The organism is Xanthomonas sp. 4461, assembly GCF_024806475.1.
Classification (GTDB): Bacteria; Pseudomonadota; Gammaproteobacteria; order Xanthomonadales; family Xanthomonadaceae; genus Xanthomonas; species Xanthomonas arboricola_F.
Genome location: NZ_JANTYV010000002.1, coordinates 91,091 through 108,102, shown reverse-complemented (window position 1 = coordinate 108,102; position 17,012 = coordinate 91,091). Strand labels below are relative to the sequence as shown.

Below are 17,012 nucleotides of genomic sequence, written 5' to 3'. Positions count from 1 at the left end.
ATGCTCTTTTAGACATCACTAGAATTGCCCAACTTAGCGGCTAGTTGCCCGACGTTCCTGTCTGACGAGACCCTTGTTGCATCCAGCACCTACAGCCGCCCATCCGCTGCGTCCGGAATTTAAGTGATATCCATCACATAAACGAAATGGTCGGGTTTTTCTTACAGGGTGGCCCCTACACGGCGCGTTGACCCGTTCTTAACGTTGCAGCAAAGTTGCGCCGCATTCTGCCGAGCTGAAGGGTTGCGCCGCCATGTTGGTGGCCAGGCACGGTGATGCGGGCGGCGGCGCGCGGAAGGCGCGACCACCGCACAGGGGGCAGGACAAGATGTGGATGCGATCGGCGCCGTTGGCGCTGGCGGCTTGCCTTTGGGCGGTCGCCGGGCTGGCGGCTGCACAACAATCGGCACCTTCCAGCCTGGATCGGCAGGAACAACTGCGCCAGGCCGAAGAGATCCAGCGCAGGCAGGAACAGGAGCGCCAGGCGCCCTTCGCCGGCCCGCGCGAGGAGGCCGACCGCGTGGATGCAGGCAGCACTGCATTGCCCAGGGAAGACCTGTGTTTTGCCATCACGCGCGTGCGTCTTTCCGGTGCCGGCGATGCAGCGGACCGTTTTGCCTGGTTGTGGAAATCGTTGCGCCGTTACGAGGGCCGCTGCATCGGCCGCGCGGGGATCGACATCATTCGCCGCCGCGCACTGGATCGCCTGGTGGCACGTGGTTTTGTCACCACCCGTATCGGTGTGCCCGAGCAGGATCTGTCGCGTGGCGAACTGCGTTTTGAATTGATGCCAGGACGTCTGCGTGCGGTGCGTGTGGCCTCCGATACCGATGGCGCGCATTGGAAAACGGCCTTGCCGTTACGCAGCGGGGATCTGTTGGATCTGCGCGCGATCGAGCAGGCCGTTGAGCAGTTCAAGCGACTGCCATCGCAAGATGCCAAGATCGATATCGCCCCGGGCGAGGCACCGGGCGAGTCGGATCTGGTGATCACCTTGCAGCACGGTCGGCGCTGGCGCGGCGTGGCCAATGCCGACGACTCTGGCGTGGAAGCCACCGGGCGCGCGCAGAGCGGGCTGGATTTTTCGCTGGACAACCCGCTCGGCCTCAACGATCTGCTCAGTATCGGTTACAGCCATGACCTGGCCACGCGCGACGAAGAACGCGGCACGCGCGGCAATAGTCTCAGTTACAGCCTGCCATGGGGCTGGTGGACGTTTGCGTTGTCGGCCTCTTCGTACCGCTATCACCAGCGCGTGGACGGATTTTTGCAGACCTTTCAGTCCAGCGGCGAATCCAGTAACGCGCAGCTGGATATCCAGCGTGTACTGCACCGCGATGGCACCAGCAAGACCTCTGCCGGTGTCACGGTGGGCAGGCGGCGGGCGCGTAGTTATCTGGATGGCGTGGAGATCGGCATCCAGCGTCGCGACACCAGCAGCGCGGAGTTCTACCTCACCCATCGTCGCTATCTGGGCGCGATGCAGTTGGACGTGCGCATCGCGCATCGGCGTGGCACGCCTTGGTTCAACAGCCAGTGGACAGGTTACGACCCGCAGATCGGGTTCCCGACATTCCGTTATGGCGTGACCACGCTGGACGTGAGCACGGCCCTGCCGTTCAAGCTGGGCACGGTGCCGATGGCGTGGGAAAGCAGCCTGCGTGCACAGACCGCAGGTGAGCTGTTGCTTGGCTCGGAGTTCGTCACCATCGGGGGGCGCTACAGCGTGCGCGGCTTCGATGGCGAAGCGACCTTGGGCGCGGAAAAGGGCGCGTACTGGCGGAATACCTTGAGTTTTCCGATCAAGCAGATCGGGCTGACGCCGTATCTGGGGTTGGATGCCGGGCGCATCGATGGCACCAGTGCCAGCGGTCTGCGCGGTCGCAGTCTGGTGGGCGGCGCGGTAGGTCTGCGCGGCGGTTGGTTCGGCGCCAGCATCGATGCATTTGCCGGCTGGGCGATCCATCGCCCCGATGGTTTTGGAAGTGCGCAGCCGGCGTATGGCGCGCGTGTGATCTACCAGTTCTGACATGGATCGCGCCGCCAGCCGGCAGCGCGCCGTTGATTGATGACGCCCACGAGTGGCGAGAGAGAAACGATGGACACCGAAACGATGAACCTGCGTGGTTACCTGGCCGAACAAAGCAAGCGCGCGCTTGCGTTGCTGCTGTGCTGCACGGTCACCTGGACATCGTTTCCGGCGTGGGCACAGGTTGCGCCAACGCCGAACCCCGGCGGGCAGACACCCGGTCAGCAGGTCGCCGCCAATGGCGTACCGGTGGTGGATATCGTCGCGCCCAATGCGCGCGGCATCTCGCATAACCGCTACAGCAATTTCAATGTCGGCCCGAACGGGTTGATCCTCAACAACAGCGCGCAGATCTCCAAAACCGAGCTGGGCGGCTATGTTGCGGGCAACAACAATCTGCAGCGCAGCGGTTCGGCATCGTTGATCCTCAACGAGGTCACCTCCGCCACCAGCCGCTTGCAGGGTTACACCGAAATCGCCGGCGCCAAGGCGCAATTGGTCATTGCCAATCCCAACGGGATTTCCTGCGATGGCTGCGGATTTCTCAATACCTCGCGCGTCACGCTGACCACCGGCACGCCAAACCTCGGCGGCGATGGCGCCTTGAATGGTTTCACGATCACCGGCGGTGCGCTCAGCATCGGCAGCAATGGTCTTGACGCCTTCAATGTGGATCGCCTGGATCTGTTGTCGCGCCAGCTCAGCGTCAATGGGTCGATCTGGACCAAGGAACTGGTCGCGAGTGCGGGCGCAGGGCGCGTCAATTACGACGGCATGTTGCTCGACGTGCTGCCCGGTACCGATGGCGCCGCGCCGTCGATCGGCATCGACGTTGCGCAGCTGGGCGGCATGTATGCCGACCGCATTCGCCTGATCGCTACCGAAGCCGGCGTGGGCGTGGTCAGCCGCGGCACCCTGGCCGCGCAGAGCGGTGACCTGCAGATCGACAGCGCCGGGCAGGTGAGTCTGAGCGGCACTGCAGTGGCACGCGATGGTTTGACTGTACGTGCAGACGGCGATCTGGACCAACGCGGCGTGCTCGGCTCGCAGCAGGGCGATGTCAGCTTGCGAGCGGCGCAGCTGCGCCTGGCTGGCGATCTGGTGGCCGCCGGAGCGTTGACAGCGCAGGCCAGCGGCACCTTGCGGCATGCCGGCCGCAGCAGCGCCGGCTCGATTCGCCTGTTTGGTTCGGAGTTGAATGCCGACGGCAGCCTGCATAGCACCGGTGCACTGGAGCTGGGAGCCGATGGCCTGTTGCGCAGCGGCGGTGTTGCGTATGGCGGCGCAGGCGCGGATCTGCGCGCGGCAAGTATCGCGCTGTCGGGCACCTTGCAGAGCGGCGGCGCGATTGCATTGAACGCAAACACGATCGACGCGGTTGGTACGCTGGATGCAGCGACCGCATTGCGAGTGATCGGTAACGGCGATGTGCGGATGGGCGGGCTGGCGCAGGCCGGGCAGGGCGCGCAGGTGCAGGCCGGTGGCCGGCTGGGGCTGCAGGGGCAGTTGGTCGCTGCCGATGCGGTTGCGTTGAGTGCCGGCGCGATCGATCTTGCGCAGCGCGCTGCGGTGTCTGCGGGCGCCGATCTGGATCTGCGCAGCGCCGCTGCGCTGAATAATGCGGGCAGCGTTTACGCCGGTCGCGACCTGTTGCTCCAGGCCGGCAGCGTGGTCACCGCTGGCAGCATGACCGCTGCGCGCGACGCGCAGGTCGTCGTCGCCGCAGACTTCGTCAACAGCGGTACCGTCGTGGCTGGAAACGCATTGACGGTGGACGCCGCTCAACTGGACAGCCGTGGCGATATCGGCAGCCAGCGTGGCGACACGACCTTGCGCGCCCGCGGTGGGATCGCACTGGGCGGCAACACCGTGGCAGGTGGGGCGCTGGCAGTGGATGCCGGCAGCGCCGCGCAACTCGCCGGGGCGGTCAACGCCGCGAGCGTGACCTTGCGCAGCGGCGGCAATGCCGAGGTATCGGGCAGCTTGCAGACCACACGCGGCGACGTCGCCATGGTTGCCGGCGGTGAGCTGGTCAACGATGCGCTCGTCAGCGCTGCGGGCGCGATCGACCTGCAGGCGGACGGCGCACTGCGCCAGCGCAGCCAGCTGCGTAGCGCCGGCGCATTGCAACTGCGCGGTGGCACGGTCGAGCACGATGGGGTGATCGATGCCGGTGCCAATCTGCGCATTGCAAGCGCCACCGATCTGGCGTTGAACGGCACATTGCAGAGCGCAGGCACTACCACGCTGCAAGCGGGCAATGCGCTGGAAAACCGCGCAAGCGTCGTTGCTAACGGCTCGTTGCAGGTCGATGCGGCTTCGCTGCGTAATGCGCAGGGCGCGGCGTTCTCGTCCAACGCCGATGCAGTTGTAAGAACCCGCGGTGCGCTGGACAACGCTGGCAGCCTTTACGCCGCGAGTGCACTGCAGCTTGCGGCTGGCACGCTGCTCCAGAGCGGTCGGATTGGTACCGGCAACACGCTGACCGCAACGGTTGACGGCACCTTCGACAACACCGGCAATGTGGTTGCCCGAAACGCGCTGCAGATCGACGCCGGCAGCCTACGCAGTGACGGTCAACTCGGCAGCGAAGCGGGCAGCGTCCGGCTGGCGAGCCTGGGCGACATGCGGCTGCAGGGCGTAACGGCAGCGGCGACTGCGCTACAGGCCAGTGCCGGTGGCGATTTGCAGCAGGCGGGCGCGCTGACGGGACAGTCGGTCGCATTGATGGCTGGGCGGGACCTCACCGCGGCCGGCACAGTGCAGGCATCGATGCTGGACCTGCAGGCGCAGCGTGCGCTGACGTTTGCTGCGCAAGGCCAGGTGCAGGGCGATGCGTCCTTGCGCGCGAGCAGCGTGACCACGCGCCAGGACGCCGTGCTGCAAACTGGTGGCGCCTTGACGCTGGAAGGCGGCACTGTCGATAGCCGCGGCACGCTGGATGCGGGCGGCGATCTGCAGATCCGCAGCCAGGGAGATCTTGGGCTGGCTGGCGTGGCCCAGGGTGGGCGAGACGTGCATCTCACCGCGGCCAATGCGGTCCGCAACGCTGCGCATGTCGTGGCTGGACGCGACCTGACCGTGCAGGCGCAGCAACTGGATAACGCATCTGCCGGCGTCCTGGCTGGCGAGGGCGCTGTGGCGCTGACCACGGTGGCGCAGCTCGCCAACGCAGGCCGCGTGCAAGCCGGCGGCGATGTACAGCTCACGTCGGCAGCGCTGGATCAAAGTGGCAGCGTCTCCGCGGGCAAGGCCTTGAATGTTGCGGTGGCTGGTACGCTGGACAACCGCGGTGCCTTGGTCGCCAGGGATGCGCTGCTGGTCGATGCAGCAAGCTTGCGCAGCAGCGGCAAGCTTGGCAGCGAGCGTGCCGATGTCACGCTCACCAGCCAGGCGGACATGCAGTTGGACGGCGTGGTGGCTGCCGCGACCGCATTGCGCGCCACCGCCGGTGGTGACTTTCAGCAAGCCGGCACGCTCACGGCGCAATCGCTTGCCCTGCAGGCAGGGCGCGACCTGGTGGCTAATGGCGCCGTCCAGTCTGCGTCCACTCTGGATCTGCAGGCGCAGCGCACGCTCACGTTGAATGGGCAGGCATCGAGCACGGGCAACGTCGCGCTCTCAGGTGCAACCATCACTACCGGCAGCGCAGCTGTGGTAAAGAGCGGCGCCGACATCACCCTGGACGGCAGCGCCATCGATAGCCGCGGTGCACTCGATGCAGCCGCCGATCTCAGCGTGCGCAGCGCAGGCGATCTTGCGTTGGGCGGTGTGGCCCAGGCCGGACGCGATGTCATCCTGGCGGCCGACGGTGCCTTGCGCAATTCCGCGCAAGTGATCGCCGCCCGCGATCTCGGCGTGCGTGCGGCCAGTGTCGACAATGCAGCCAATGCGACCCTGGGGGCATTGCGCGATCTGCGCCTGGATGTTGCCGGCACGCTGGAGAACAACGGCACCCTGCATGGCGAGCGTGGGCTTGCGCTGTCGACGGGCACGTTGCTGCAGCGTGGCCGTCTCTATAGCGGCGACGCGATTTCCATCGCCTCGACCGGAGCGTTCGAGAATGTCGGCCAACTGGTGTCCGGCAAGGACCTGACCATCGGGGCGGGCAACATCGTCAGCAACGGCCAGCTTGGCTCGGTGACGGGCGCACTGACGCTGACCAGCCAGAACGCCATCGACCTGCGCGGCGTCGTGTCTGCTGCCACTGCTCTGCAGGCCAACGCGGCTGGCGACCTGCTGCAGACGGGCACCCTCAGTGCACAAACCGTCAGCTTGCAGGCGGGGCGCGACCTCACTGCCGGCGGCACGCTGCAATCGGCCTCCACGCTGGATCTGCAGGCGCAGCGCATGCTTGCCTTGAACGGCCAGGCGCAGGCGGGTAGTGCTGCCGCCTTGCGTGGCGGCAGCATCACAACCGGTGAGGCCGCCGTGCTGAAAGGCGCCGGCTTGATCACCCTGGACGGCGCAGCCATCGACAGTCGCGGGACGCTCGATGCGGGCAGCGATCTGCGCGTGAGCAGTACCGGTGGACTCGCCTTGGCAGGGGTGGCGCAAGCCAACCGCGATGTGGTGCTCAACGCCGCAGGTGGTCTCAGCAATGCGGCTCAGGTGATTGCTGGCCGCGATCTTTCGGTGCAGGCAGGCGCAGTGACCAACGCCGCGTCCGGCGCGCTGGCTGCCGAAGGCGTTGTCACGCTGACGACCGGTGCGCTGCAGAACGCCGGTAGCGTGCAGAGCGGTGGCGACCTTCGCATCACCGCAGCCAGCCTCGATCAGAGCGGTTCGGCAAATGCCGGCAAGGCGTTGACCGCCAGTGTCACCGGGTTGCTGGACAATCGCGGCAGCCTGATCGCCACCGACCGCCTGGTCGTGGATGCAGGTAACCTGCGCAGCAGCGGCCAGCTCGGCAGCCAGACAGCCAATGTCGATCTAACCAGCCGTGGCGAGATGACGCTGCAAGGCGTGGTTGCCGCTGCGACCACGTTGCAGGCAACCGCGGCTGGCGATCTGCAGCAAGGCGGCTCGCTGAAGGCACAGTCGGTTGCACTGCATGCTGGGCGCGACCTGGTCGCGGCAGGTACGTTGCAGTCCGGCTCTCAGCTGGACCTGCAGGCGCAGCGCACGCTCGCATTGAACGGGCAGGCGTCCAGCGTTGGCGATGCCACCCTGCGCGCTGCAACCATCAGCACGGCGCAAGCGGCTGTGCTTCAGGCCGGTGGCGCAATCAGTCTGGATGGCGCGGCGATCGATAGCCGCGGCGCCCTCGATGCATCCACCGACTTGAACTTGCGTAGTACCGGCAACCTAGCCGTTGCCGGCGTTGCGCAAGCCGATCGCGCAGTGGTGCTGAGCGCTGCCGGTACGCTGGTCAATGCAGCGCAGGTCGTTGCTGGTCAGAACCTGAGCGTCACCGCCGCCAGTGCAAGCAACACCGGTACCGGCGTATTGCTTGCGCAAGGCGATACCACGCTGACCATCGCAGGGTTGCTCGACAATGCCGGCGCGATACGCGCAGGCAATCTGCTGACGCTCGGCGTTGGCGCGCTGCGCCAGACCGGGCAGGCGTACGGCCTGCAGCGTCTGGGCCTGACAGCATCGGGGGCAGTGGACAATCGCGGTGACCTGATCGGCGGCAACGGCTTGCGCGTGGAGGCCGGGCAGCTGAGCAGCAGCGGTCAGCTGGGTAGCGAGCGCGGCGATGTCGCCGTGATCAGCCGCGGCAACCTGCAGCTGGACGGTAGTCTGGCTGCGGCTGGCGCCTTCTCGGCGCAGGCCGATGGCGCCTTGGCGCAAAGCGGCAGCCTGAGTGCGGGCAGCACTTTGGACCTGCACTCCAAGGGCGATCTCACGATTGCCGGACAGGTGTCGGGTCAACAGACCACGCTGAACAGCGATGCGGTGCTGCGCCAGCAAGGTGTCGTCAGTGGCGCAACAGTGGGTCTGCAAGGTGCACGTATCGAAAACACAGGACAGACCACTGCAGCCGGCAACCTGAGTCTGCGTGCCGGCGATATCAGCGTTGCCGGCACCGTGGGTGCGGGTATTGCGGCCGATGGCAATCTGGGGACGGGAAGCACCCTGAGCCTGGTCGCAGACCGCCAACTGGGCGTGTCCGGCAAGCTGCTGGCAGGAGGCAATCTCCTGCTGCAGGGCGGTCAGCTGGGCCTTGCCGGTGCCAACACGCGTGCCACCGGCAATGCGGTCCTCACCACTGCCGGAAGCCTCGATCATCGGGGCGCCGATCTGCTCGCCGGTGGGAGCTTGACCGTCCAGGCCGGCGGTACCATCGATAACAGCCGGCTCAATGCGGTTGGCGGCCAGATGCAGGCCAGCCAGCTCAGCATCGACGGTGGCAGTTTGAACAATGCCGGCGGTCGCCTGGTACAGAGCGGCGCCGGCCTGACCCGTGTCAGCATCGGCGGCGCCATCGACAACACCGCCGGCACCGTGGCGAGTAATGGTCAGGACCTGACCATCACGGCCGCAAGCCTGGAGAACGCGCAAGGACGAATCGAGCATGCCGGCGCCGGCAACCTGTCGGTCACCAGTCGCGGCGCGCTCGGTAACAGCAGTGGCCGCATCCTGACCCAGGGCCAGCTGACCCTCGGTGCCAGCGGAGGTTTGAACAATCAGGGCGGCACCATCGCTGCCGCCGGCGATGCAACGTTGACGGCCGCTAGCCTCAACAACAATGGTGGCTCGGTCGCCACACGCGGCCTGAACGTACAGACGGGCGGTGCCACCGATAACCGTAACGGCCTGCTGCAAGCCAGCGGCGGCGCGCTGACGCTGCGTGCCGACAGCCTAAGCAATGCCGGCGGCCTCGTGCAGGCGGTTGCCAGCGGCGGGGCAGGCGGCGGCCTGCGTGTGGAACTCAACCGTGGCCTGGATAACGGCAACGGCGTCATCGGCGCCAGTACCGATGGGGTGATCACTGCGGAGAACATCAGCAGCACCGGCGGTAGCCTGCAAGCAGCACGCGACCTCAGCGTCACCGCGCGCGGCCAGTTGGACAATCACCAGGGCGGCAAGCTCAGTGCCGGCCGCGATCTCAATGTCGCCGTTACCGGAGCACTGCTCAACAGCGGCGGCCAGCTCGATGCCGGCAACACGCTCACCGCCTCCGGTGGGCGAATCGACAATACGCAGGGAAGTATCGTCAACAACGGTGGCGGCCTGACCCGCATCACCACCGGCGGAGCCCTGACCAATACCAGCGGCAATCTGGGCGGGCGCGGCAGCGTGGTGATCGATGCGGCCAACATCGCCAACAACAGCGGCCAGCTGGTGGCCGGCGGCGATCTGATCGCCAACACCAATGGCTTGAACAACCAGGGCGGCAATATCTATGCCGGCGCGAGCTTCCTGCTGCAACGCGCAGGCGCCACGCTGGACAACCAGAACGGCAGGATCAAGGCCGAGCAGGCGGTCCGCCTGAATCTGCAGACTTTGAACAACGCGGGCGGCCAGATCGGTGCCGGCAGCGCGATCGGCGGTGCCGGCGATGTAGTGATCGATACAGTCGGCTTCGACGGTGGTGGCAGCATCCTGGCGCAGAACCTGCTGGATCTGACCTTGCGCAGCGACTACACGCATCGCGCCGGCGCAGACCTTGTCAGCAATGGCGATTTCAACTTGCGCGTGGGCGGCAACCTGGTCAACGAAGCCACCCTCAAGGCCGCGCGTCGCCTGGACATCACTGCCAGCAGCATCGCCAACCGCGCCGGTGCCAACATCCTGTCCAACGACACCCGCCTCAACGGCGGCAATGCCATCGACAACGCCGGTAGCATTTCCGGTAACGGCGCGTTGTCGCTTGTCGCCAACAGCATCTACAACACCGGCAGCATCGTCGGCGGTAACGTCTCGGTGAATACCGGCACCCTGGTCAACGGCGCGGACTTTGGCGGTGCGACGGGCAATGCTGCCTATGGCTCGGCGTTGCTCGGTTCCACCGGCAACATGAACCTGATCGTGCGCGATCAGCTGCTCAATCGCGACGCACGTATCTTCAGCCTGGGCAATATCGCCATCGGCGGCGCGCAGGATGGAGGCGGTACCTTGGTGTCGCGTACGGGTGTGGTGAACAACCTGTCGGGCAGCATCGAGGCGGATGGGAGCATCTTGATTGCGGCCAACCAGCTGAATAATCGGCGGCGCGTTATAAATGCGGTCACTGGAGCATTGTCGGAATCGGAGCGTGCGGCGGCCAATGCAGAGTTGCCGAATCAACAGCTGGAAGCTGGTGGGCCAATTCCCGAAAATCCGAATGGAGAGAATATTGGGTCCTGGTTCTTTCTAGGGTCATATCGCACTTATGACGTAAGAGAGCGCGAGCGCCTGATAAGCGCTAGCGCCGAGAGTCGAATTATCGCAGGTAGAAATGTTGCGCTCTCTGGCAGTGTCAGGAACACTGCGTCACTTATCGCGGCCGGATCGAATCTGTTTCTCAACACCAGAGGGATGGGGGGGCTTTCTGATCAAATGTTTAATAATGGCGAGCAGGTGTTTAATGAGGCTCTCGCACTAAAACAGGTCACCAATTATGCCGATTATCAAGATGCGTACGTTCTGGACGAGAATACCGATTGCGGTCAAGGAATCGAGAATAGAGGCTGCACATATCATGTAGAAACGACCCAGATTGGGTCAGGCACTATAGATACGAGTTATACCGCTCTTGGGGCCAGCATGACCGGCGGTCAAGGCGTCAGCATCAATGGTGCCAACATCAGCAACGGCGCCGTCGGCAGCGATGGCCGCATCGTCAGCGGCGCCTCGCTCAATGGCGTCGGCACACAAGGTGGATTGAGCGGTCGCACGCGGCAAACCGCGGCAAATGTCGGTGGTCAAGCCGTCATCAGTCGGGCTAATGGGGGGGCGGCCAGCATCAGCGTGGTGGGCAGCACCGCCGGCAACGCGGGTGCGCAGGTTGATGCGGGTACGCAGGATGCGTCGCTTGCGGCATCCGGCGGTATCGTCAAGATGTCGATCGCACCGGTCATGTCCAATGACAGTGGCTTGGTGCGTAGTACTGTTGATCAGGCACACGTGCAGGTCGCGGCCACCGAGACCGGCGTCGTTGCGGGCGCTGACGAAAGCCGTAGCCGCGTCGATCTGGCCACCATCCCGGTGACCAATATTGTCGGCGGTGGCCAGACCTCGCTGACGCAGATCGACCTGCCTATCGGCGGCTTGTATCGCCTGTCCAATGGCACGGCGACTGACCGCACGGCAATGGGTCGCGCAGCAACCGGCCTTGGTGGCATCAACGCCTGGCGCAGCAATGGCCCGGGCCGTCGTTACCTGATCGAGACCGATCCGCGCTTCGTCAACTACGACAACTTCATCAGCAGCGACTTCCTGCTGGACAAGCTGGGCGTGGACCCGGAGTGGACCCAGACCCGGCTGGGCGATGGCTTCTACGAACAGCGCCTGGTGCTGGACCAGATCACCCAGCTCACCGGTCGTCGCTACCTGGGCAACTACGCCGATGGCGTGGCGCAGTACCGCGCCTTGCTCGAGTCCGGCGTGGCTGCTGCAGGCCAACTGCAATTGAGCATGGGCGTGGGCCTCACCGCCGCGCAGGCCGCCGCGCTCACGCAAGACATCGTGTGGATGGTCGAACAGGACTACCAGGGCCAGAAGGTGCTGGTGCCGGTGGTCTACCTGGCCTCCAACTCGCTGCAACTGCGTGGCAACGGCGCCTTGATCGCCGGCGGCAACGTCGAGCTCAACGCCACCAACGCCATGAGCAACCAGGGCGTCATCGCCGGTGCCGATGTCAGCGTCACCGCCGGCAACCTGCTCAACCAGGGCCGTATCAGCGGCACCGGCACCGTGGCATTGGAAGCGCGCAACGACCTGCTCAACCAGGGCCAGATCGAGGGTCGTGACGTCGGGCTGGCGGCCGGCAACAATCTGGTCAGCGAAGCGGCCAAGGCCATCAATGGCGTCGGCATCCTGTCCGGCATCAGTGCCAGTAACACCCTGCAACTATTCGCCGGCAACGACATGACGCTGACCGGCACCCGCGTGCAGGCCGATGGCAGTGCGGCGTTGATCGCAGGCAACAACCTCAGCCTTACCCCAAGCGCGTTGCGCAACGACAACGGCCTGCTGCGCGGTGGCGATGCGGTGTCGGTGACCACTGGCAAGGATCTGGTGATGTTTGCAGGCAACGACCTGCAACTGCATGGCGTGACAATCAACGCTGGCGGTGGCGCCGCACTGCAGGCGGGCAATAACCTCTCGTTGACCCCGACCACTGGTCTCGACGGCAAGGTCGCCACGCGCACCAACATCAGCACCGGCGACAGCCTGCAATTGACTGCAGGCAACGACCTGACCATCCGTCAAGCTGAAGTCAAAGCAGGCGGCGATCTCATCGCAGCAGCAGGCAACAACCTCAACGTCGAATCCGTCCTCAACGAGACCGAAACCAATAGCTACAAGAGCCGCAACGGCAAGACCCGTGTCAGCACCACCACGACCACGCAGACCATCGACCAACAGGCGCTCACTGCCGGCGGCAACCTGATCCTCAGCGCCGGCAACGACGTCAACCTGGTCGCGGCCAAGCTGGACGCTGGCAAGGGCTTGGGCATCAGCGCGGGCAACGACATCAACGCCAGCACGCTGACCACGGTAGACACCAGCGATGTCCTGGAAACGCGCAAGCGCTTCAAGCAGACCACCGCTACCCGCGACGAAACCGTCCACGGCACCGAGTTCAGTGCCGGTGGCAACCTGGCGATGCAGGCGGGCAACGACATCACCCTGACCGCCGCCACGGCCACCGCCAAGGAAGGCGGCATCACCCTGGCCGCCGGTAACGACGTCAACCTGCTCGCCGCCAGCGAGCAGCACGATGCCGTGCAGGACATGACCAAGAAGAAGAAGGGCACGTTCTCCAGCAAGACGACGACGACGCATGACGAGTGGCACGACAACGTGGCGGTCACCACCACGCTCAGTGGCGACACGGTGCAGATCGCGGCGGGTAATGACTTGCTGTCGCAGGGTGCACAGGTCGCCAGCACCGGCGATGTGGTGTTGGCCGCTGGCAACAACCTCACGTTGGACACGGTGCAGAACACGCACAGCGAGGAACACGAAAAGACCGTCAAGAAGTCCGGTCTATACGGCGGCGGCGGATTCAGCGTCGCACTGGGTGTCACCAAGAAAACCGATGGTCTGGACGTTACCGAGGTCACCAACACCGGCAGCCTGGTCGGCAGCACTGACGGCGCGGTGACGATGACTGCCGGCAACAAGGTGGCCATTACCGGTAGCGATGTGCTGAGTGCCACCAGCACCACCATCGTGGGCAAGGACGTCACTATCGCCTCGGCGGAAAACACCGTGGATACGGTGCAAAAGTCCAAGCAGCAGAGTGCAGGCATCACCTTGGGGTTGACCGGTGGGGCTGTAGATGCCGCGCAGGCGATCTACGGCGCTGTCAAGCGTGGCTCGGAGGTCGAAGACGACCGCTTGAAGGCGCTTTACGCCGCCAAGGCGGGCTATGCGGTCAGCGATACCGTGGGGTTGGTCAACAATGGCCTGAAGGGCTACGACGGCCAAGCGGTTGCAGGAAACACGACCAAGGCAGGTACTGCTGCAGCGGATGGCGCGCAAGGTGCGGCCAATGCGGCGGGCGTGAGCTTGCGCCTTGGCATCGGCGCCAGCAGTTCGTCGAGCAAGACGACCACGCATGAGGAAACCACCGGCGGTAGCCGCATCCTCAGCAACGGCGATATCACCATCGCCGCGACCGGTGGCGACCTCAACGTCATCGGCAGCAAGATCGCCGGCGAAAATGTGGCCCTGGCCGCTGCAAACAATCTCAACCTGCTGAGCAACAAGGAAACCAATACCACCAAATCGGAGAACAAGAACGCCGGTGGCGAGATCGGCATCAGTGTCGGCGCGGTCACGGGCTATTACCTTTCGGTCACCGCGGGCAAGGGCAGTGCCAAGGGTAATAGCGATCTGCGCGCGGAAAGCGTGGTCACGGCCAACGACACGTTGACCTTGGTGAGTGGCAACGACACCACGATCCAAGGCGCACAGGCCATTGGCAACAAAGTGCTGGCCAATGTTGGCGGTGACCTGCTGATCAAAAGCGAGCAGGACACCAACGAGTACAAGAGCAAGCAACAGCAGGCCAGCCTGACCCTGGCGACCGGCTCTGGTAGCGGCGGCAGCTACAGCCAGCAGAAGGTAAACAGCAGCTACACCAGCGTGACCGAGCAAAGTGGCATCCAGGCCGGCAATGGCGGCTTCGACATAACGGTGGGCGGCAACACGGCCTTGGTCGGCGGTGCCATTGCAAGTGCGGCCGATGCCAGCCTCAATCGGCTGTCCACCGGCAGCCTGACGGTCGAGGACTTGCAGAACAAGGCCGAGTACAAGACCAGCGGCGTCTCCGTGGCCGGTGGTACGGGCAGCAGCATGGCCAGCGTAGCCATTGGTGCCGGACTGAGTATGTTGGGCAACGCCAGCGACAGTTCGAGCAGCACGACCAAGAGCGACATCGCCGCCGGATCGATCCAGATCCGCAATGGAGATGAATCTGCGCTTGCAGGATTGGATCGTAGTGCGACCGAGTTGCAGCAGTCTGGCCTGAAGGAGATCTTTGATCAGAAGAAGATCGAAGATCAAAAAGAGCTGATGGGGCTGGCTGGAGCGATCGGGTTCCGGGCAGCGGGTGATATCGCCAGCACCATGCAACGACGTGCGCTCAGCGAGTACGCGACTGCCTACAGCACGAACAATCCGCAAGGAATGGCTGACGCCCAGGCGAAGATGGACAGCTGGGCCGACGGGGGCCTGAACAAGACACTGCTTCATGGTCTCACCGGCGCCGCAGTGGCCGCGCTGGGCGGCGGCGATGTGGCGGGAGGCGCGCTCGCTGCCGCTGGTGCCGAGAAGGCGAAGCTGGCGATGGCCGGGTACCTCAGGGATCAGGGTATCGCGAGTGATAGCGAAACCTACCGAGCCCTCATGGAACTCGGAAGCGCGGCCATCGGTGGAGCGCTGGGCGGTGTTGCAGGAGCCAACACTGCGTTGGCCGGCGATCAGTTCAACCGGCAGCTGCATCCGGACGAAGTGAAGTGGATCAAGGACAATGCCGCGGGATTCGCCTATCAGCAGGGCATCTCTGAAGAGAGTGCCAAGCAGATCCTGCTCATCGAGGCAGCGTCGTACGTAGATGCGACGATTCAGTCGGCACTGAAGGATGTGCCGATGAATGCGGCGGCCGTCGAATACCTCAAGACGAACAACAACGAATACGACGGTGTAAAAGCCTTCGATACGAGCGATCGAGACAATTTCCACCTCTACGGCAAAAAACTGGCAGGCACGCCGGAGAATTTCAAGGAAGTCTTCGATGCGCTTGGTGCCGCAGGCCTGAAAAAGGACGAGCTGCAGTTGCTGTACCAGCCGGAGCTGTTGACTTATGCCGGGAAGGGTATTGGCAGAGACAGCCGCCTAACCGTCGCTGTTCCAGCAACGGGAGCCGCGATCGGCGTCGCCGCGGTAGGTGGCGGGGCGTGCGCATTAAATCTTGTTGCCTGTGGCCGACTAGTAGTCGGTGCGCTCGACGCGATCGCAACCGAGTGGACCGGTGGACACTCTCTTGCGATTTATGGGGGAGGGGCGCTTGGCTCAGTTGCGGCGCAGAAATTTGATGATTTATTGGCTAGCCCTGGGTTTACGGTAGATGATCTTGTACTAGCTTATAGAAGGCTTATTCCGCTTAAGGCTGATGGAAAAGCAGATGCTGCAGCAGCTGCCAACATTTTAAAGGATTTGATGAGAAGAGAGACTCATGATCCCTTGATTGGACGGATACTTGAGCCAGGCCGGGAGACTGTCAAAGTCACCGCTGAGGCGAGTGTGGCAGGTAAGAAAATTATAGATACGAATCAGATGGCACGTCCCGCAGCAATTGCAGATAGTTCGAAGTCTACGTTGATTGCCGATTTAATTCCTCCGGGCGCTCCTAATTCAAATATGAGCAATGCCCATGCGGAAATTGCTACTATCCAACGAGCTTACGATTCGGGCTTGACGCAAGGGCAGGAAATGTCAATGGTAGTGAGGGGGCAGGAAATTTGTTCTTATTGTAGTCAATCAACCAACTTGGCGGCTGCCGCCGAGAGGTCCGGGCTAAGTTCGTTGACTGTCTATGATGCTACTACTGGGAAAACTTGGATTTGGAGTAGGCGGAAAATTGGTGACGGTCTGGTCGAGCTGAAGAGGGCTACTGGTGGATAATAAGTACGAATTTATACTTTCCTTCGGCGTTCCCGGTATGCGTGCTGTTTGCACCGAAGATCCCGCATGGGAAAGAATTGTTGCGGGAATTGAATCTGTCTTTGTAGATGGCGGGCGAGCATCTCTTATCATGCATGATTATCATGGAGTTGATGATTCAAGTGAGAAAATTAAAGCTGTTGTTATGGAGGGGGTTAAAGGAATGTATAGAATTTTGCTAAGGATTGATTCGAAGGACCCGAAGCGTGAAATTTTGAAGTGGTGGGGGAAAGGTGAAGGTTGTAGTGGAGTTGATTTTGTAAGCTATCTGGATCAGAAGTGGGATCCGAGAGGTTGGTTGTCTGATTTGGATTTGGCCAAAGACTTGATGAAGGTTTTTTTTGACAAGGGTAGATTGGATGATATTTCGAATTTTAGATCTCTTTGGGATGTGGATTTTTCATTTGGGACTTGATGAATAAATTCATGATTTGAGTGATTAATTGTCTCGACTGTCCCGCTACAAGTTCGTCGCGGATGTTTGGCGTCTGTATGACGCTGACCGGCACCCGCGTGCAAGCCGACGGCAGCGCCGCCTTGCGGGCAGACAACTGAAGAACGGGGTCAGGTGTAATTAATAGGTCAATCTGACCCTGCAGTTTCCAGGTCGCTGCAATTGCCGCGCAGACAGCATCCGTGTTGCAACCGGTACTGCCGG

The 17,012-nt window shown here is 63.2% G+C and carries 3 protein-coding genes; all 3 read left to right on the top strand.

Annotated elements, in window-relative coordinates:
• Positions 1 to 328: 328 nt before the first annotated feature.
• The 3 genes from FHY19_RS08220 to FHY19_RS08210 all read left to right on the top strand — a co-directional run bounded on the left by FHY19_RS08220 (position 329) and on the right by FHY19_RS08210 (position 16,769).
• The gene (locus FHY19_RS08220; protein WP_259164393.1) at positions 329 to 2,029 is read left to right on the top strand and encodes a ShlB/FhaC/HecB family hemolysin secretion/activation protein; all 1,701 of its coding nucleotides are present in this window, start codon (positions 329 to 331) and stop codon (positions 2,027 to 2,029) included.
• A gap of 69 nt (positions 2,030 to 2,098) precedes the next feature.
• Positions 2,099 to 16,315, top strand: coding sequence for a hemagglutinin repeat-containing protein (locus tag FHY19_RS08215; protein ID WP_259164391.1), 14,217 nt, complete (start codon positions 2,099 to 2,101; stop codon positions 16,313 to 16,315).
• Complete coding sequence (locus FHY19_RS08210) at positions 16,308 to 16,769, top strand: hypothetical protein (protein ID WP_259164381.1); 462 nt, start codon at positions 16,308 to 16,310, stop codon at positions 16,767 to 16,769. The genes FHY19_RS08215 and FHY19_RS08210 overlap by 8 nt, the downstream gene beginning before the upstream one ends.
• Positions 16,770 to 17,012 lie beyond the last annotated feature (243 nt).